This window comes from Mesorhizobium sp. WSM4849 (assembly GCF_055811385.1).
In genome coordinates this window covers 46,534-64,527 of record NZ_JBVVPW010000010.1, presented here as the reverse complement: position 1 = coordinate 64,527, position 17,994 = coordinate 46,534, and the positions used below count along the sequence as shown (strand labels likewise).

Genomic DNA, 17,994 nt, shown 5'->3' with positions numbered 1-17,994 from the left:
TTCATGCTGCAAAAAAATTTCAGATTGCGCAACAAAAATGCCTGTGGCACCCATTTGCCCGGCATCGCGCAAAACCTGGGAGGAGTAGTGGCGTCGTCAACGAGAGATATGCGCTCAAAGCTCGACCTGCTCGTGCGCGGCATGACGGGCCTGCGCCATGACGGCCGTTTCGACGAGCCCAACCTCGACGGCACGGCCGGCGACTACATCAGCTTCGATTCCTGGGAATGGCCGCAGGGTGTGGGGCTCTACGGCCTCGTTTGCCTCTGGCGGCACAATCGCGACCCGAAGCTTCTGAAGACAATCGAAGACTGGTACGGGCGCCATTTAAGGGCGGGCCTGCCGCCGATGAACATCAACACCACCGCTCCGATGATGGCGCTGGCATTGCTCTGGGGCGAGACACGCGATCCGCGCTGGGAAACGCCTCTCGGCCAATGGGCCGAAAGGCTGCTTCGCGACATGCCCCGCACGCCCGAGGGCGGGTTCCAGCACAATGTCTCAGACAAGATCAACGACGACGAATTGTGGGACGACACGTTGTTCATGGCTGGCCTGTTCCTCGCTTTCCACGGACGCGCGGCCGGCCGGCAATCTTGCATCGACGAGGCTGTTCGCCAGTTCCTCGTCCATGCTCGCTATCTCGCCGACACGAAAACGGGCTTGTGGTTCCATGGCTGGACATTTGCCGGCCGACATAATTTTGCCCGCGCTCTCTGGGCCCGCGGCAACGCCTGGATCACAGTCGGCATCCTCGACCTGATCGAAAATGGCGGTATCGGCAAGCCGGTCGAAGCCTATCTGCTCGGCGTACTGGAAGCGCAGATCGAAGCGCTGCTGCGCCTGCAGGCGCCATCGGGAGCATGGCACACTTTGCTCGATGACCCGACGTCCTATGAGGAGATGTCGGCCACCGCCGGCATCGGCTATGGTCTCATGAAAGCTGCGCGCATAGGCTTCGGGCCCAAGGCGTGCGGTCCGGCGGGCCGGCGCGCACTCGACGCGGTGCTGGCCAGCATCGACGAAAACGGCGTGCTCGGAAACGTTTCCTATGGCACCCGCATGGGCCATGATCTCCAGTTCTACCGCGACATCCCGATCCAGCCAACCGGCTACGGCCAGGCCCTGGCGATCCTCTGCCTCACAGAGGGGATGATCCATGCCGAAGCTGCCGAGGCGGCGGCATGACGATGCGCGTTCTCTTCGGCGCCGGTCCGGGCGATATCAACGGCTACGGGACGGAGCGGCTACGCGCCGAGTTTCTGGTGGAGCGGCTGTTCGAGCCCGGCCGCATCGCCTTCGCTTACACCCATGTCGACCGCATGATCGTCGGCGGCGCGTGCCCAACCGGAGAGCCGCTGAGTTTCGGCGATGGCGCGGACGTCGGCACGCCTCATCTGTTCACCGCGCGCGAGATGGGCATCGCCAATCTCGGCGGCGCAGGAACGGTGAGCATCGACCAGCAGCGCTTCGCACTCGCCAACCGCGATGTGCTCTATGTCGGGCGCGGCGCTAAACAAGTGACGCTCGAAAGCGACAGCGCCGCGCACCCCGCCTGTTTCTATATGAACTCGGTTCCGGCCGGCGTAGACATCAAGCATCGGCTGATCACGAAATCCGAGGCGAAGCCGCTTGAACTCGGCGAGGAGCGACGCGCCAACAAGCGCACACTGCGCATGTACATTCATCCGGAAGTCGCGCCTTCCTGTCTGCTGCTGATGGGCATCACGGATCTCGCTCCGGGCAGCGTCTGGAACACCATGCCCCCTCACCTGCATGAGCGGCGCATGGAAGCCTATCTCTATTTCGATCTCGCGGCGGAAGATCGGGTGGTCCATCTGATGGGACGGCCGGACAATACCCGCCATCTGATCGTGGCCAATGGCGACTGTGTCATCTCGCCGGCCTGGTCGATCCATATGGGCAGCGGAACCGGCCCCTACGCCTTCGTCTGGGGCATGACGGGCGAGAACCAGGCCTATAACGACGTGTCGCCCGTGCCTGTTGAGACGCTGCGATGAACACCGTGGAACCGATCACGCACGATCTTACGCTGCGCCGGCCGCTCGCATTCGGCGGCCCGGTCGTTTACTGGCTCGTCGGCACGACGTCTGAGCAGCGCTACGATGTTGCAGATCAGCCGATGCAAGGGGAGATGGATCCCTTCTTCTTCCTGACCAAGCACAAGAATTTCATCCCGCACGAATATCCCTGCCGAACCGAGTTTGCCGCCGAACGCCGCGGGAAACGGCCTAAGCCGCAGGGAGTGTTCGAGCCGGACCGCGTTTGGCTTCCGTTCGGCTCGCCGCGCGTCGACCTGTCGGGCTTCTGGTTCCGCCCGACCGTGATCGCCACCTGGGCAAATACCGTGCTCGACGCAGGCTCGGACGGCCGGGCGCGGCTGCGGCTGCGCACCTGCGGCGGCGCCGTTTTGTTCGTCAACGGGATAGAAGCCGGCTGGATGGCGCCCTACGGGCGCAATCTCGAGGCTTCTCAGGATTTCGAGGTCGATCTCGTCGCCGGCGCCAACGAGATCAGCATCTGGTTCGATGATCTCGCCGAGCGTGACGCACGCTACTTCTTCCAACTCGACTATCTGTCGGGCCCAACTGCCGAACAGGTCTTGCCTACGACCGTCAAAGGCGACGTCGCAGCGGCCATGGAAGCCGCTCTCGACGCGATGCATTTCGAGCGTCCATTTTATTCCGGCGGCGAAGTGGCGCTGGTGACGGATGTCGCGCTGCCGGTTGCGGTGGATGTAGCGATCGTGATCGAGGGCGACTTCATGTCGATCGAGGCGCCCGTGATCTACCGCCGCCGCATCGAAGCAGGGGCAAGACGCATCGCTATTGCCGCCACGGAAGACCTTCCCGCCGACTTCCGGCATTTTGCCGTATCCCTCTCATCTTCAGGCTTTGTTGCCCAGCGGGTCTTCGGCGTGGAGATCTGTCATGCGGCGCGTCAGGGCCGCGCCCCTGCGATCCTTGCCGACAGGATCGGCGAAGCCCTGGAACAGGTCTCCAATTTCGCAGAGGCCGATACCGTGCGGGCGCTGGCGCGACTGGCGACCGGCCGCGGCGGCGCCGAAACCGACGCCATCATTGCTGCTGCACTGCCGGCGATCGAAGATTGCCACGACTGCGCCGATTTCATCCTGGTTCCACTGCTCTGGTGCCGTCGTGCCTATGGCGACTCGATCGCGGTCGATCTCCGTCACCGCATTGACGAGGCGATCCTCAATTACCGCTATTGGATGGATGAGCCGGGTAACGACGTGCAGTGGTACTTCTCCGAAAACCACGCGCTTCTGTTTCACACCGCGGCTTATCTCGGCGGCCATCTCTTGCCCGAAGCCCGCTTTGTCCGCTCGGGGCGCACCGGCGCGGAGCAGTCGACCGTGGGCCTTGCGCGCGTGCGCGCTTGGCTCGATCATTTCGAGGAATGGGAAATGGCGGAATTCAACTCCGCCCCTTATTTCCCGATCGATCTCAAGGGGTTGACGATCCTATACGCGCTTGGGCCAGATGCCGACGTCCGCCGGCGCGCCGGGGCTGCGATCAACCGCCTGCTCGAGATCGTCGCCCGCTCCGCTCAGCAGGGCATGCTTACCGGCGCGCAGGGACGCTCCTACGAACACACGCTGCGCGCCGCCCGTTCGCTAGAACTTTCCGGCATTGCACGCATGCTGTGGGGCAAAGGTTTCTACGGCATGCGCTTCCATGCCCTGCCGCAGCTTGCGCTCTGCCTGCGCGACCATGGGCTCCACGTCCCGCAAGAGCTGACCGGCATCGCTTGCATGGCCGGCGACGACGCGCAGGAATGGTGCTTCGCGCAGGGCCAGAACCGAATCGCCAAGCTCTACCACTACAAGACCCGCGATTTCGCCATGGGAAGCGCAGCAGCCTATCGCTGGAACGAATGGGGGTATCAGGAAACGGTGCTGCACCTGCGCCTCGGCGGCAATCCCGACGCGCAGATATGGATCAACCATCCGGGCGAGACAATTCATTCGGGCTATGGCCGGCCGTCCTACTGGGGCGGCTCCGGATCTCTGCCGCGCGTGCATCAATACCGCGACCTGGCAGTTGTGCTGTTCAGCTGCGCTGCCGAGCAACCCGATTTTACCCATGCCTGGTTCCCACAGAGCGCGTTCGATGAAGCGTGGGTCAAGGAAAATTTGGCTTCGGCGCGCGGCGGCGATGGGCTCGCGATGCTGAAGGCCGACAGCGCCTTCGAGCTGGTCGGTCGCGGGCCGACAGCTGGAAACGAGTTGCGCGTGCCGGGCCATCAAGCCGCATGGATCATCCGCTTGGGCCGGCGCCGGCAATACGGGTCGCTGGAGGAATTCGAGGCGCGGTTTTGTCAGCTCGCGCTCGGCCATGGAAAAAACGACCTTCTGCATGTCAATGACCCGGAATACGGCGACGTGCTGTTCCATCCGGATGGCCGCATAGAGGCTGAGAACCGTGTCATCGATCCGGCCGACTGGCAGGTCACGGGCGAAGCCACGTTCTTCACAGCCGACGCCATCGCAACCAGGTGAGGATCGGATCAAAAGGAGCAGGACAAGCAGCTCGGACAGCGACAATCAAGCGGTGGAAACCGCAAAAGCGGAGGAGTGAACCATGAGAATGAATTCGATAATCCTGGGCCTTTCGGCGGGCCTTCTGTCGTCGACCGCGTTCGCAGGCGACGTTCGCGTGATGTGGTACTCGGATGGCGTCGAGGGCGAGGTTATACAGGACCTGCTCAACCGCTTCATGAAAGACAATCCGGACATCAACGTCATTCTCGACAACGTCGCCTACAAGGTTGTCCAGGAACAGCTTCCGGTCGAACTCGAGGCAGGACGGGGTCCCGATATCGCCCGCGTCACCAATATCAAGGAACTCGCCGATCATTGGCTCGACCTGACGCCTGTGGTTGCCGATCCAGCATACTGGCAGACGAATTTCGGCGACCAGTTCGACTGGATGCGCCCTGACGGTTCCAAGGTCATTCCGGGCTTCATGACCCAGATCACGCTGACCGGCGGCTTCGTCAACAAGACGCTTTTCGAACAGGCCGGCGTGCCGATCCCGGCCGACACCGCAACCTGGGACGAATGGATCGACGCCGCCGGCAAGGTGCAGCAGAGCCAGCAGCTCAACGCTGCCTTTGCCATCGACCGCAGCGGCCATCGTATCTCGGCGCCGAACATCTCTTATGGCGCCAACTACATCGGCGGCGATCGACTGCCGGCGCCGATCGATGCCGGCACAAAAGCTTTCGCCGAAAAGCTGGTCAATTGGGTTGCCGACGGCCGCATGAACAAGGAGATCTGGGTGTCGGCGTCGGGCACCACCTATCGCGCCGGGGCCGACGACTTCATCAATGGGCAGATTGCCTACTACTATTCGGGCAGCTGGCAGGTCGCCAACCTCGCCAGCAAGATCGGCAAGAACTTCGACTGGGTGGCGACGGGCTCGCCGTGCGGCACCGCCGCCTGCACCGGCATGCCGGGCGGCGCCGCGCTGGTCGCCGTCAAATACACGAAGAACGCCGCTGAAGTCGGCAAGGTGATGGACTTCCTGGGACGCGAGGACATCATGCGCGAATTCACCGAGCGCACCCTGTTCTTGCCCGCACACAAGGGCGTTCTCGCCGGCAAGATCGATTACAAGACCGATGACGAGAACGTCAAGGCGTCGCTCGAAGCCTTCCTGAAGGCGTCGGGCAAGATCGCGCCGAATGCCGCCGCCCTGCCGGCATGGAAATGGGGAACTCCGGTTTATGGCGCGCTGGTGACCCGCATCAGTCAGGTCATGGCCGGCGAGATGAAGCTCGACGAGGCTTTCGTCCGCATCGACGAGGACATCAAGGCAAAGGTGGCCGAGGCATCGAAGTAGCGTCGCGGCAGTGTCATGGGAGACGTCCGAAACGGCATAGCAACCCGCGCCGGCGCCATGATCCTGGCGCCGGTCGGCTGGCTTGCGAATGTTTTCGATGCGCCACTGCGCATGTTGCAACGGCGCACGGGCAGCAATGGCATGGCCGTGTTCTTCCTGGCGCCGAACATGCTGGTGTTCGGCATTTTCGTGCTGTTTCCGCTGGTCATCAACATCCTCTATTCGATGACCGGTGGCGGGGCGCTGTTCCTCGGCGACCGCACCTTCGTCGGCGCCGATCAGTATGGGCGGCTGTTCAGTTGCGGCAGCTATCTCGATCCGAAGAGCTGCACCGAGGACCTGTTCTGGATCGCGGTTTGGAACACCCTGACCTTCGTTGTGCTGCAAGTGGCGATGATGGTCGCCGTGGCGCTTGTCACCGCACTCGTGCTCAACCGTGAGTTGCGTGCGCGCGGTTTCTGGCGCGCCGTGTTCTTCTTCCCTGTGCTTTTGTCGCCGGTCGTGGTCGGTCTCATCTGGCGCTGGATCCTGCAGCGGCAGGGGCTGCTCAACCTGATGGTGTTCGAGGCGGGCGGAACCCCGGTCAACTGGCTGGTGGAGCGCAACTGGGCCTTCGCGGCCACGATCATGGTGTCGGTATGGGCCCATGTTGGCTTCTATGCGCTGATCCTTCTCGCCGGCCTTCAGGCCATTCCGAAAGACCTCTATGAGGCCGCCGAGATGGACGGCACCCGGCCCATGCGCGTCTTCTGGCGCATAACGCTGCCCTTGCTGGCGCCCAACCTCCTGGTCGTGCTGGTGCTGACGCTCATCCGCGCCGTGCAGATATTCGACGAAGTCTATGTGCTGACCGGCGGCGGTCCCGGGACCAGCACGCTGTTCCTCACGCAGTACATCTACGAGGTCGGCTTCGCCTCGCTGCTGCGCAATCCGGGGCTCGCCTCCGCGGCCTCGATTCTCATGGGAGCGGTGCTGGTCGTGCTGACCTTGATCCAGCTGGGCATCGCAAGGCGCAACGAGCAGCGGGGCAAAGCGCGATGAGCAGGATTGCGGAATTCCTGTTTCGCCGGCGCGGCGGCGCCGGCTGGCACTGGACGGACGTCTTCACCTGGTTCTGGCTGGTCGGCGGGCTGCTTGTCATGTTCGGCCCGGCGCTCTGGCTGGTCAACTCCTCGTTCAAGACGCCTGCCGCGCTGGCGGAGTTCCCCCCGACTGTTTTGCCCTATGTCACCGCCGAAGCGATCGTGGAAGGGTATCAGGAGCCGCTGGAGCTCTTCGAAGTGCGCAATGACGACGGCAGCGTGCGCGTGCTCGCCGAAGTGCGCCGCCTCGGCACCGTCGCGCAGATGGTCGATCCCGCCAACCCGGGCGAGATCATACGCGTCAACATCCGCAACCGTACGCCCAAGCGCAGCATCGCCTTCGCGCTCGACAATTATGTCCAGCCTTTCCTCGCCTTTGACTTCTTCCTCTATCTGCGCAACTCGGTCTTCGTCACCGTGGTCGCCACCCTGATTACGCTCCTGACCAATTCGATGGCTGCGTTCGCACTGTCGAAGTACAATTTTCGGGGACGCTCGGCTGTGATGATGCTCATCGTCGCGACGCTGATGGTACCGCTCTCCGTCATTCTGGTGCCGCTCTATTCGGTCATCTCGGCAATGGGACTGTTCAATTCGCTATGGGGCGTGATCCTGCCCACAGTGGCGACGCCCACGGGCGTCTTCATGCTGCGCCAGTACATGCTGACGATTCCCGACGAGCTGATCGAGGCAGCGCGCATGGACAAAGCGTCCGAATGGCAGATCTACTGGCGCATCATCCTGCCGCTGACCGCCCCCGCGCTGGCGGTACTCGCGATCTTTTCCGTCGTCTGGCGCTGGAACGACTTCCTCTGGCCACTGATCGTCTTGTCGCGCAAGGAGGTCTATACGCTGCAGGTTGGTCTCAACACCTATGCCGGCGAACTCAACGTGCAGTGGCATTACATCCTGGCCATGACTGTCGTCACCATGATCCCGGTCGTGCTGGTGTTCATTTTCCTTCAGCGCTTCATCACCACCGGCATTGCCGGCTCCGGTCTGAAATAGAGGCTACCATGAGCCAGATCACACTCACCGGCGTATCGAGGGCATTCGGCAAGGTCGGCGTGCTGCACGACATAAATCTCGACATCCTTGACGGTGAGCTGATCGTCTTCGTCGGCCCCTCCGGCTGCGGCAAGTCCACGCTGCTGCGGCTCATCGCCGGGCTGGACCGGCCGACAGGCGGCGCCATCGCGATCGACGGCAAGGACGTGACCACCGTTCCGGCCGCCGACAGGGGATTGGCGATGGTGTTCCAATCCTACGCGCTGTACCCGCACATGAGCGTGCGCCAGAACCTGGCCTTCGGACTGGAGAACGCCCGTATGGCGCGGGCCGAAATCGATGCGCGCATCGCCGAAGCCGCGCGGATGCTGGAAATCGCGCCGTATCTCGACCGGCGCCCCGGCCAGCTCTCCGGCGGCCAGCGCCAGCGCGTCGCGATCGGCCGCGCCATCGTGCGCAATCCAACCGCCTTCCTGCTTGACGAGCCGCTGTCCAATCTCGACGCCGAACTGCGCATCTCGACACGCGCCGAACTGGCCGCGCTGCACGAGCGGCTGTCGGCGACGATGGTCTATGTCACGCACGACCAGATCGAGGCGATGACGCTTGCCGACCGCATCGTCGTGCTGCGCGCCGGCCGCATCGAGCAGATTGGCACACCGCTCGACCTCTACAATCATCCGGCCAATCTGTTCGTCGCCGGTTTCATCGGCGCACCGCGTATGAACCTCCTGCCGGTAAAGGTGGCACCCGGGGGCACTGGCCGGTCAAGCCTCACCCTGGACGGTTCAGCTGGATTCGAGATCGACGGGAACGTCAGCGCGGCCAATGGCGACGTGACGCTCGGGCTGCGGCCGCATCACATCAGCCTCGCCGATGCCGGCAAGGGAAACATTGCGGCGCGCGTCGCGCTGGTCGAAGCCCTCGGCTCCGAGACAATCGTCCACACCAAGACAAGCGGCGGCCAGACCATGCTTGCGGTTGTCGCCGGACAATGCCCGGTGGCTTCAGGCGACACGGTGGATCTGAAGTTCGACACCAGCCATCTGCATCTTTTCGATGACACCGGCCTGCGCATCGCTGTGAGTTAGAAGTCGGCTAACCCCGTCCGGGATCGCGTTGGAGAATGAATGGGCGTCCCGGCATGGCCCTGGATCGCGTTCGTGCGAGAATAATCCAACTGGGCGCTGTAGGGATAGCGAAGCTCGATTGGCCGACTTCAGAGCTAAGTTGGCTATAAGGTATTGACCTTGATAGGTTTTGGTGGGCCCGGAGGATGTAACAAAATCGTTGATTTCATTGGGCTTTTCGTGGGCTAAGATAAGAAATCATCCCGCATCGTTCCGCACGGTCCCGGCGCTGAAAATAGTCGCTCGTCTTTGCTCTCGATCAATGAATGCCAAATTCGTGCTGGTAGGCTTCGGAAGGTGCCTGGGAGAGAGAATGCACCGGCGAGGAACGACTATCGATTGCCAAACGTCACTAGGATGTCCCCTTTCTGATTCTTCTGTCGAATTGACAATGCGGTGATTGAAAGCGGAACCTGGCACGACACCAGCGTTGCCTTGTCTTGAAGCAGCCATGGGCCAGGAGCCGAAAGGAAGAAATTGGCGTTTGGGAGGATAGCATGGGCGAGGATTTATCCGGTCATCATGCCGACCGCATTCAGGCCGCGATCGCTTCGGACGCGGCGGCGAAGTCCGCGCTGGTCGCCTCCTGGCGACGGTCTTCCAATTTGCACCGGCTTGATCCGACCGATTGCAGCCCGCCACGCCATCTGACAGAGGCGGAATTGGGGGAGGCCCGGCAACGCATTGAACCGCTCGTCCGGGCCGCCCAATCGAGCCTGGACCGGCTCTATCTTGCGGTGGGCGGTGTCGGATGCTGCGTCCTCCTCGCCGATTGTGACGGCGTGCCGGTCGAACGGCGCGGTGCGCCTGTGGATGACGAGACTTTTCATTCCTGGGGTTTGTGGACCGGCGCCGTCTGGAACGAAGAGAGCCAGGGCACCAATGGGATCGGCACCTGCCTGGTTGAACAGCGCGCGCTGACGATCCACCGCGACCAGCATTTTCACACGCGCAACACGGGGCTCAGTTGCACCACTGCACCGATCTACGATCATGAGGGGGATCTTGTGGCCGCGCTTGACGTCTCCTCCTGCCGGGCCGATCTGACCGAAGCCTTCGCCAATCTTATCTCGGTGGCCGTGGTCGACGCGGCGCGTCGGATCGAGGCGGAGAACTTCAGGATGGCCTTCCCCAAGGCGCGAATTCTTCTGGCGCCGGTGACCGACAAGGGTTCCGGCGCGCTGATCGCGGTCGATGCGGATGACCTTGTGGTCGGCGCAACGCGGCCGGCTCGCTTGGCGCTTGGAATTACGCGGCAGGGTCTCGACAAGCCGATGCCGGCGGCCGATCTGCTCGGTTGGGCGGAGAGCGGCCCCGCGGTCCTCGCCGAGGCGGAGCGCGGCGTTCTCCAGCGGGCGCTCGCTCGCGCAGACGGAAATGTCTCGGCTGCGGCTCAGGCGCTTGGCATCAGCCGCGCGACGCTTCATCGCAAGCTCAACCGCCTGGATGTCCACCGGTCGCACTGACCATTCGAAACCTCACATGACTGTCGCAATTCTGCGACACATCCCGCCCGGCCACTGTCCTCGGCACGGTGACAATAGCGGCGGAAAACGCAAGTCTCTCTTCCGAAGCGTCGCATCCCGCGACGTCAGCTTTGGGAGGAAAACACATGAACAAGGTTGAATTCTCACGCTCGGTCAAGGCGCCGTTCGACAAGCGTTACGGCAATTTCATCGGTGGCAAATGGGCCGAGCCACGCTCCGGCCGCTACTTCGAAAACTACTCGCCGGTGAACGGTCAGCTGCTGTGCGAAGTGGCGCGCTCTGATGCCCACGACATCGAGGCGGCGCTTGACGCGGCCCATGCCGCCAAGGACGCCTGGGGGCGCACCAGCGTGGCCGAGCGGTCGCTCATACTCAATCGCATCGCCGACCTCATGGAGGAAAACCTCGATCTCCTCGCGTGCGCCGAAACCTGGGACAACGGCAAGCCGATCCGCGAAACGACCGCGGCCGACCTGCCTTTAGCCATCGACCATTTCCGCTATTTCGCCGGCGCGGTGCGTGGCCAGGAAGGCAGCCTTTCCCAGATCGACGACGATACCGTCGCCTATCATTTCCATGAGCCGCTCGGCGTGGTCGGCCAGATCATCCCCTGGAACTTCCCGCTGCTGATGGCCTGCTGGAAACTTGCACCCGCACTTGCCGCCGGAAACTGCGTGGTGCTGAAACCTGCCGAGCAGACACCCGCTGCCATTCTGCTGTGGGCTGATTTGATTGGCGATCTGCTCCCGCCCGGCGTGCTTAATATCGTCAATGGCTTCGGCCTCGAGGCCGGCAAGCCGCTCGCGTCGTCGCCGCGCATCGCCAAGATCGCCTTTACCGGCGAGACCACGACGGGCCGGCTGATCATGCAATACGCCAGCCAGAACCTGATTCCCGTCACACTGGAACTCGGCGGCAAGTCGCCCAACATCTTCTTTAAGGATGTCGTCGCCGAGGACGACGATTTCTTCGACAAGGCGATCGAAGGCTTCGTCATGTTCGCGCTGAACCAGGGCGAAGTCTGCACTTGCCCAAGCCGCGCGCTCATTCACGAATCGATCTACGACACCTTCATGGAACGTGCGCTGAAGCGCGTCGAGGCGATCGTGCAGGGCGATCCGCTCGATCCGGCGACGATGATCGGTGCCCAGGCCTCCTCCGAACAGCTGGAAAAGATCCTGTCCTACATCGACATCGGCCGCCAGGAAGGAGCCGAGGTACTGACCGGCGGCGCCCGCAATGTGCTGCCCGGCGACCTGGCGGGCGGCTATTACGTCAAGCCGACCGTGTTCAAAGGCCACAACAAGATGCGCATCTTCCAGGAGGAGATTTTCGGGCCGGTGGTTTCGGTGACCACCTTCAAGGATGATGACGAAGCGCTCAGCATAGCCAACGATACGCTCTACGGCCTCGGCGCTGGCGTCTGGACGCGCGACAGCAACCGTGCCTATCGCTTCGGTCGCGCGATCCAGGCTGGTCGCGTCTGGACGAATTGTTACCACGCCTATCCCGCGCATGCGGCTTTCGGCGGCTACAAGCAGTCCGGCATCGGCCGCGAGACACACAAGATGATGCTCGACCACTACCAGCAGACCAAGAACATGCTGGTCAGCTATAGCCCGAAGAAGCTCGGCTTCTTCTAATCGCCTCTTGGCTCACAGGCGCGGCTCCGCAGGGCCGCGCCTCAAGCTGGAAATCGAAAAAAGCCATGCTTGCGAAGGTCACGGCAACGCCGGCAGCGCTTGAATTGATTGCGGAGATCGTTGCCGAGCACGGTCCGGTGCTGTTCCATCAATCCGGCGGCTGCTGCGACGGATCTTCGCCGATGTGCTATCCGCGTGCCGGCTTCATCGTCGGCGACCATGATGTGCTGCTCGGCCACATCGGCGAAACGCCGTTCTACATCGGTGGGTCGCAATTCGAGGCCTGGAAACATACCGACCTCATTATCGACGTGGTGCCTGGCCGCGGCGGCATGTTCTCGCTGGACAACGGGCGGGAGAAGCGGTTCCTGACGCGGTCGACGATCTGCGCCGTTCAGCCGTGATGAGGGTGCATCGGGCTGTTTCCTCTTTGTCTCAGCGCAACGAGCATCCGGCGAAGCCGATGCAACATGTCCGCTTCCAAGCGCGGACAAGCAGCATGAAACACAAATTCAGCGACGATGCGACGATGGACGAAATCATGAGTAGGTCGCCGGCGGCCATCCGGGTCGTGCTCCAGCACGGCATGCTTTGCGTCGGCTGCCCGATTGCTTCCTTTCACACAGTTTCCGACGCGGCACGGGAGCACGATCTGAGCGAAGAAGAACTTCGTTGCAACCTGCTGGCGGTGATGAACGCCGGCGACGCGGATTAGCCTTTTTCTTCACGGCCCTCCGCGATCAGAAGGAGCCGGTGAGGTTCGACGACGGTCACCCGCTGGCGTCCGCTTTTAACCAAGCCCTGGCCTTCCCACGCCGAGAGCAGCCGGCTCACCGTATGGAGCGTTGTTCCCGTCATCTCGGCAATATCCTGGCGTGAGATCGGGAAGTCGATCAGGATGCCTTCCTCGGTCTTTTTGCCCGTCTGCTTGACCAGCTTGAGCAGCGCATGGGCGACGCGCTGATCCACCTGCTCGGTGGACATTTCGACGACGCGCGTATGGGCATCCTGCAGCCTGCTGCCCACGGCCTTGTATGTGTTGGCACTGAAACTGGAGAAATCGGCGGCGAACGCCGGCCACAGGCGGCTCGGCCAGGCAAGAACCACGCAATCGACGGCAGCTATCGCATTTGCCGGATAGGTGGTGCGGCCAAGCGCGTGGGCGATGCCCATCAACTCGCCCGGACTTATATATCGAACCGTTACCTCGTGCCCGTGAGGCGTCGATTTGACGACGCGCACATGTCCGTCGAGCAGCAGGAAAAAGGAATGTGCTTCCTGCTCCTGCTCGAACACCGGCTGGTCCTTGGCGATCCTCAGTGACCGGGCCTGGCCGACAATGCGGTCGAGATCTGTTGCGGCTATGCCTTCAAAGACAGACAGCCCGGCAATCAGCGAGCGATCGAGGCTACCCAACTCTATCTCCTCCGTTTTTGGCGGCCGCTGGTGCACCCCGAGCCCGTTTGGTCAGAGAATGTCTCATGGGCGACCGGCGGGCGGCAAGGGGGCGCTTCCGCGGCCCTCCCCCCGAAAATTTTCAATCTTGTTTGCGCAGCGGCAAATTCCGTCTGCCAGGCCAGGATAGAACGACCGAAGTGGCAGCCGTCGACATCACTTGTCACGTCCGCCCGTAGCTTCCATTTCAGGGGATGTCATGGCAATTCCACGCACGCGGCCAAGCGCCTATCCGGCTGTTCTCTCCTACGGTTTCCGGCCATTCTTTCTCCTCGGCTCCCTGCAGGCCGGCGCAGCGGTCCTGTTCTGGCTGCCTTTGTTCTACGGCAAACTCGAAGCCTCCAGCGTCTTCTCGCCCGTGGACTGGCATGTCCACGAATTGCTGTTTGGTTATCTGGCGGCTGTTGTGACGGGTTTCCTGCTGACCGCAATCCCGAACTGGACCGGACGTCTTCCCGTGCAGGGCCTTCCCCTGCTGGCGCTCGCATTGCTTTGGTGCGCGGGACGGTTCGCCGTCTTCTTTTCGGCGGAGACAGGCTGGTTGCTCTGCGCCGTCATAGACTGCGCCTTTCTTCTCGCGGTGGTCGCCGCCGCCGCAACGGAAATCATCGCCGGCCGAAACTGGCGAAACCTCAAGGTTCTTCTGCCCGTTACGGCGCTTCTGGCAGCGAATATGACGTTTCATGCTGAGGCGCACTATCAAGGCGTGTCCGACATCAGCCGCCGCCTCGGCCTTGGCGCCGCGGTCGTCCTCATCATGATCATAGGTGGCCGCATCGTTCCCTCCTTCACCCGCAACTGGCTGGCGCGCGAGAGACCGGGACGGCTGCCGGTCCCGTTCGGCAGGTTCGACGTGGGAGCGATCGCGCTCTCCGCAGCGGGATTGACGGCCTGGGCATTTCTTCCAGACAGTGCTGGCACCGGGACAATGCTGATCTTGGGGGCGATTCTCAATACCATTCGGGTCGCCCGGTGGGCCGGAGACCGAGCGCTGCGCGATCCTCTGGTGCTGATCCTGCATGTCGCGTTCGCCTTCGTGCCGATCGGCCTCCTGATTGCCGGCCTCGCTGTCTTCGTGCCCGAGAAAGTGCCCGCAGTAGCCGGCATTCATGCGTTCGGCGTCGGAGCGGTGGCCTGCATGACGCTCGCCGTCATGACCCGCGCCACGCTCGGACACACAGGGCGCGAACTGCGGGCAGGCATTGGCACATGTGCGGTCTTTGTCGCGATCGTGCTTGCGGCCCTTTTTCGCATCGGAGCTGCATTCGCACCGGCGCAAGCGATGCTCCTCCATATGTCGGCGGCGCTATGGATCGCATCCTTCATCGGCTATGCGGGGCTGTTCGGCGGGATGCTCATTCGACCACGTTTGCAAGCGAGGCAGCCGAGAACCGCCGTTTCAAGGCCGGAGCTCGGCAGGAACCCGGCTCCTTAGACGCGGCAACTCTCTTCCATGCACATTTCGCTCGCCAATTTGCGCCAGCGCAAATTTCCAAGTCTCCCGGTCACGTAGAAGAGCGCAACGGTTGATGACGTGATGAACCAAGAAAGGATGCCCCATGAAACTGCCACTGATCGCCGCGGCCGTCGCCCTGCTCTCCATCAGCGGTGCGGCAAATGCCGAAGAACATGTCGTGCAGATGCTGAACAAGGGAGAGAAAGGCTCAATGGTCTACCAGCCTGCTTTTGTTCGGGCGGCGCCAGGAGACACGATCAAGTTCGTGCCGACCGACAAGTCCCACAACGCCGAAAGCATCAAGGGCATGATTCCGGACGGAGCTGAAGCTTTCAAGGGCAAACCCAACGCGGAAATTGCTGTGACCGTGACCAAGGAGGGGGTCTATGGCGTGAAGTGCGCTCCGCACTACGGCATGGGCATGGTTGCGCTGATCGTGGTCGGCAAGCCCGTCAACCTGGCAGCAGCGGAAGCCGTCAAGCAGGTCGGAAAAGCCAAACCGGTATTCGCCGAACTGTTCGCAGAAGTGACCAAGACCGCCTCTAACTAACCTTCCTCACAGATCCCCTCCGGTTCGGCGGCCGGAGGGAAGGCCGGGTGGACCAGGGGAGAGGTCCAGCCCGGCCTATTTCATTGCCGATCCGGTTCGGCGTCCACATTGGTACATGCGGTCTCCAAAACACAGAAAATGCATCAACGTATTGGATTTGCGTTAGCGCAAAGACTTGGCCGGAGCCGAGACTATTCTGACGACATCGAATGGCCGAAACCAAGGAGATGGAAATGCTTACGAGACGCGAAGCTTTGTTGGGTTCTGTTCTTACTGCAGCCGCGGTCGCCACCGTTGGTGCAATGCCGGCCGTGGCAAGCGCCAAGGATGTCGCCGGACTGCCCCGTGAAAAGGTAACCCTGGTTCCGCCGCCGTTCGTCCATGCTCATGATCAGGTCGCCAAGGGCGGTCCAAAGGTCGTCGAATTCACCATGACGATCGAGGAGAAGCCGGTGGTCATCGACGCCGACGGCACCCAGCTCAATGCAATGACCTACAACGGCTCGATTCCCGGCCCTCTGATGGTCGTGCATGAAGGCGACTATCTCGAGCTCACGCTCGTCAACCCCGACACCAATACCCTCGCCCACAACATCGATTTCCACGCCGCCACTGGCGCGCTTGGCGGTGGCGAATTGACGCTGGTCAATCCGGGCGAACAGGTCACGCTGCGCTTCAAGGCGACCCGGAGTGGAACGTTCGTCTACCACTGCGCACCCGGCGGCGCGATGATCCCATGGCACGTGGTCTCGGGCATGAGTGGGGCGATTATGGTGCTGCCGCGTGACGGTCTCAAGGACGACAAGGGCAGGCCGGTCCGCTACGACCGCATCTACTACATCGGCGAGAACGACTTCTACATCCCGCGCGACGAGCAAGGGCAATTCAAGAAGTACGAGTCGGCCGGCGACAACTACGATGAGACCATGAAGGTCATGCGCGGGCTGATCCCGACGCATGTGGTGTTCAACGGCAAGGCCGGTTCGCTAACCGGTGACAATGCCATGAAGGCGAAGGTCGGCGAAACGATATTGATCGTTCATTCGCAGGCCAACCGCGACACTCGTCCGCACCTGATCGGCGGTCATGGCGACTTTGTCTGGGAACAAGGCAAGTTCGCCAACCCTCCCGCGAAAGACCTGGAAACCTGGTTCATTCGTGGCGGATCGGCTGGCGCGGCGCTCTACACGTTCCTGCAGCCAGGCATCTACGCCTATGTGAACCACAATCTGATCGAGGCCGTCGAACTCGGCGCGACTGCGCACTTTACGGTCGAGGGAAACTGGGACGACGATCTGATGATGCAGGTCGAAGCGCCCAAGGCGATCGCCTCGTAGACGGGAGATCCGATCCTCAGTGCAACCCGGCGGCGGAGCCAAGGGGTTGCACTCGCGGCCGGACTTGATGCCATGTCCTTCGATCCTGTCTTCACCTTCGGAACAATCGCGGCTGCCGCGCTGATCGGCATGGGCATAACCCATATGTTCGAGGAGAGTCCTCTGGAGTTCTCCCAACCGGCGGCCGTTAGCGAACTGGTGGTCCTGGGACCCGGCTCGTTTGAGCACCCACAGGCTGGGGAATTCCTCAAGGAGAACCATCCTGTCGCAGCGCCCGTCGTGCAAACCTCCATCGACGCGCCACTGGAAATCATGAAATACCAGGTAAGCGTATCGGAATATGGACGTTGTGTGGCGGACGGCGCCTGCAAACCAGCAGATGCACGCAATGTCGGTGACCTTCCGGTCACCGGTGTGAGCTATCTCGATGCCGAAGCCTACGCGAGGTGGTTCTCGGCGCGGATAGGAGAGGCATGGCGGTTGCCGACGGACGTGGAGTGGGCTTATGCGGCCAGCGAACGGTTCCGAGGTGACATTGAGGGCGGCGAAAGCGACCCGAACAACCCGGCGCGCCGGTGGCTGACACAGTATCGCCTGGAGGCCTCGCTCGGAAGAAAACCTGATCCAGAGCCGAGGGCTCAAGGGTCCTTCGGCACCAATTCAAAAGGCCTGGCCGATATTGCGGGAAATGTCTGGGAATGGACCTCGACATGTTATTCCCACGCCACGATGGATATTGACGGTAAGCGGACCGCGAGTTCGATCGACAATTGCGGCGTGCACGTCGTTGAGGGGTTCCACCGCACCTACATGTCGAACTTCATCCGGGACGGAAAGAGCGGCGGTTGCGCAGTCGGCACGCCGCCCGACAATCTGGGTTTCCGGCTTGTCCGCGACCAGCCCAGTCTCGTGCAGGTTGCCCTTCGACGCCTGGGCTTCTCCTGACAGCATAAAACAA

Annotated in this window: 16 protein-coding genes; 15 read left to right on the top strand and 1 reads right to left on the bottom strand. The window is 62.2% G+C overall.

Features of this window, described 5'->3' with window-relative positions; translation table 11 throughout:
- Positions 1-108: 108 nt before the first annotated feature.
- From bglB to AC0L3L_RS13110, 11 genes are all read left to right on the top strand, one after another.
- Positions 109-1,188 (top strand): beta-galactosidase BglB, encoded by a 1,080-nt coding sequence (gene bglB / locus AC0L3L_RS13160; protein ID WP_473637876.1) that lies wholly within the window; start codon positions 109-111, stop codon positions 1,186-1,188.
- Complete coding sequence (gene kduI / locus AC0L3L_RS13155) at positions 1,185-2,021, top strand: 5-dehydro-4-deoxy-D-glucuronate isomerase (RefSeq protein WP_473637875.1); 837 nt, start codon at positions 1,185-1,187, stop codon at positions 2,019-2,021. The genes bglB and kduI overlap by 4 nt, the downstream gene beginning before the upstream one ends.
- Entirely contained in the window at positions 2,018-4,543 is a 2,526-nt protein-coding gene (locus tag AC0L3L_RS13150; protein WP_473637874.1) for a hypothetical protein, read from the top strand. The genes kduI and AC0L3L_RS13150 overlap by 4 nt, the downstream gene beginning before the upstream one ends.
- A gap of 82 nt (positions 4,544-4,625) precedes the next feature.
- Positions 4,626-5,888, top strand: coding sequence for an ABC transporter substrate-binding protein (locus AC0L3L_RS13145; RefSeq protein ID WP_473637873.1), 1,263 nt, complete (start codon positions 4,626-4,628; stop codon positions 5,886-5,888).
- A gap of 15 nt (positions 5,889-5,903) precedes the next feature.
- Positions 5,904-6,929 (top strand): carbohydrate ABC transporter permease, encoded by a 1,026-nt coding sequence (locus tag AC0L3L_RS13140; protein ID WP_473637872.1) that lies wholly within the window; start codon positions 5,904-5,906, stop codon positions 6,927-6,929.
- On the top strand, positions 6,926-7,978 hold the full coding sequence (locus AC0L3L_RS13135) for a carbohydrate ABC transporter permease (RefSeq protein ID WP_473637871.1): 1,053 nt from the start codon (positions 6,926-6,928) through the stop codon (positions 7,976-7,978). The genes AC0L3L_RS13140 and AC0L3L_RS13135 overlap by 4 nt, the downstream gene beginning before the upstream one ends.
- Before the next feature lie 8 nt (positions 7,979-7,986).
- Complete coding sequence (locus AC0L3L_RS13130; RefSeq protein ID WP_473637870.1) at positions 7,987-9,069, top strand: ABC transporter ATP-binding protein; 1,083 nt, start codon at positions 7,987-7,989, stop codon at positions 9,067-9,069.
- A 536-nt stretch (positions 9,070-9,605) separates the two neighbouring features.
- On the top strand, positions 9,606-10,574 hold the full coding sequence (locus AC0L3L_RS13125) for a helix-turn-helix domain-containing protein (protein ID WP_473637869.1): 969 nt from the start codon (positions 9,606-9,608) through the stop codon (positions 10,572-10,574).
- A 146-nt stretch (positions 10,575-10,720) separates the two neighbouring features.
- Positions 10,721-12,238 carry an aldehyde dehydrogenase gene (gene adh, locus AC0L3L_RS13120; protein WP_473637867.1) on the top strand — a complete coding sequence of 506 codons (1,518 nt, stop codon included), beginning with the start codon at positions 10,721-10,723 and terminating at the stop codon, positions 12,236-12,238.
- 65 nt (positions 12,239-12,303) lie between these two features.
- A complete protein-coding gene (locus AC0L3L_RS13115) occupies positions 12,304-12,642 on the top strand; it encodes a DUF779 domain-containing protein (protein WP_473637866.1) in 339 nt (112 codons plus the stop codon).
- Positions 12,643-12,737: 95 nt separating this feature from the next.
- Positions 12,738-12,953, top strand: a complete 216-nt coding sequence (locus tag AC0L3L_RS13110) for a DUF1858 domain-containing protein (protein ID WP_473637865.1) — start codon at positions 12,738-12,740, stop codon at positions 12,951-12,953.
- On the opposite strand, the gene AC0L3L_RS13105 is transcribed toward AC0L3L_RS13110, so the two are convergent.
- On the bottom strand, positions 12,950-13,654 hold the full coding sequence (locus AC0L3L_RS13105) for a Crp/Fnr family transcriptional regulator (protein ID WP_473637864.1): 705 nt from the start codon (positions 13,652-13,654) through the stop codon (positions 12,950-12,952). The genes AC0L3L_RS13110 and AC0L3L_RS13105 overlap by 4 nt on opposite strands.
- A 238-nt stretch (positions 13,655-13,892) precedes the next feature.
- On the opposite strand from AC0L3L_RS13105, the gene AC0L3L_RS13100 reads away from it, so the two are divergent.
- From AC0L3L_RS13100 to AC0L3L_RS13085, 4 genes are all read left to right on the top strand, one after another.
- Complete coding sequence (locus AC0L3L_RS13100; RefSeq protein WP_473637863.1) at positions 13,893-15,128, top strand: NnrS family protein; 1,236 nt, start codon at positions 13,893-13,895, stop codon at positions 15,126-15,128.
- Positions 15,129-15,252: 124 nt separating this feature from the next.
- A complete protein-coding gene (locus AC0L3L_RS13095; protein ID WP_473637862.1) occupies positions 15,253-15,699 on the top strand; it encodes a pseudoazurin in 447 nt (148 codons plus the stop codon).
- Between the two features lie 233 nt (positions 15,700-15,932).
- Positions 15,933-17,036, top strand: a complete 1,104-nt coding sequence (gene nirK, locus AC0L3L_RS13090; protein WP_473637860.1) for a copper-containing nitrite reductase — start codon at positions 15,933-15,935, stop codon at positions 17,034-17,036.
- 72 nt (positions 17,037-17,108) lie between these two features.
- A complete protein-coding gene (locus AC0L3L_RS13085) occupies positions 17,109-17,981 on the top strand; it encodes an SUMF1/EgtB/PvdO family nonheme iron enzyme (RefSeq protein ID WP_473637859.1) in 873 nt (290 codons plus the stop codon).
- Positions 17,982-17,994: the final 13 nt, after the last annotated feature.

Coding starts and splice junctions, on each gene's coding strand:
- AC0L3L_RS13115 (WP_473637866.1), top strand. CDS start 12,304: ATGCTTGCGAAGGTCACGGCAACGCCGGCAGCGCTTGAATTGATTGCG.
- AC0L3L_RS13110 (WP_473637865.1), top strand. CDS start 12,738: ATGAAACACAAATTCAGCGACGATGCGACGATGGACGAAATCATGAGT.
- kduI (WP_473637875.1), top strand. CDS start 1,185: ATGACGATGCGCGTTCTCTTCGGCGCCGGTCCGGGCGATATCAACGGC.
- AC0L3L_RS13145 (WP_473637873.1), top strand. CDS start 4,626: ATGAGAATGAATTCGATAATCCTGGGCCTTTCGGCGGGCCTTCTGTCG.
- AC0L3L_RS13150 (WP_473637874.1), top strand. CDS start 2,018: ATGAACACCGTGGAACCGATCACGCACGATCTTACGCTGCGCCGGCCG.
- AC0L3L_RS13125 (WP_473637869.1), top strand. CDS start 9,606: ATGGGCGAGGATTTATCCGGTCATCATGCCGACCGCATTCAGGCCGCG.
- AC0L3L_RS13130 (WP_473637870.1), top strand. CDS start 7,987: ATGAGCCAGATCACACTCACCGGCGTATCGAGGGCATTCGGCAAGGTC.
- AC0L3L_RS13085 (WP_473637859.1), top strand. CDS start 17,109: ATGTCCTTCGATCCTGTCTTCACCTTCGGAACAATCGCGGCTGCCGCG.
- AC0L3L_RS13095 (WP_473637862.1), top strand. CDS start 15,253: ATGAAACTGCCACTGATCGCCGCGGCCGTCGCCCTGCTCTCCATCAGC.
- bglB (WP_473637876.1), top strand. CDS start 109: ATGCGCTCAAAGCTCGACCTGCTCGTGCGCGGCATGACGGGCCTGCGC.
- AC0L3L_RS13140 (WP_473637872.1), top strand. CDS start 5,904: ATGGGAGACGTCCGAAACGGCATAGCAACCCGCGCCGGCGCCATGATC.
- adh (WP_473637867.1), top strand. CDS start 10,721: ATGAACAAGGTTGAATTCTCACGCTCGGTCAAGGCGCCGTTCGACAAG.
- nirK (WP_473637860.1), top strand. CDS start 15,933: ATGCTTACGAGACGCGAAGCTTTGTTGGGTTCTGTTCTTACTGCAGCC.
- AC0L3L_RS13135 (WP_473637871.1), top strand. CDS start 6,926: ATGAGCAGGATTGCGGAATTCCTGTTTCGCCGGCGCGGCGGCGCCGGC.
- AC0L3L_RS13100 (WP_473637863.1), top strand. CDS start 13,893: ATGGCAATTCCACGCACGCGGCCAAGCGCCTATCCGGCTGTTCTCTCC.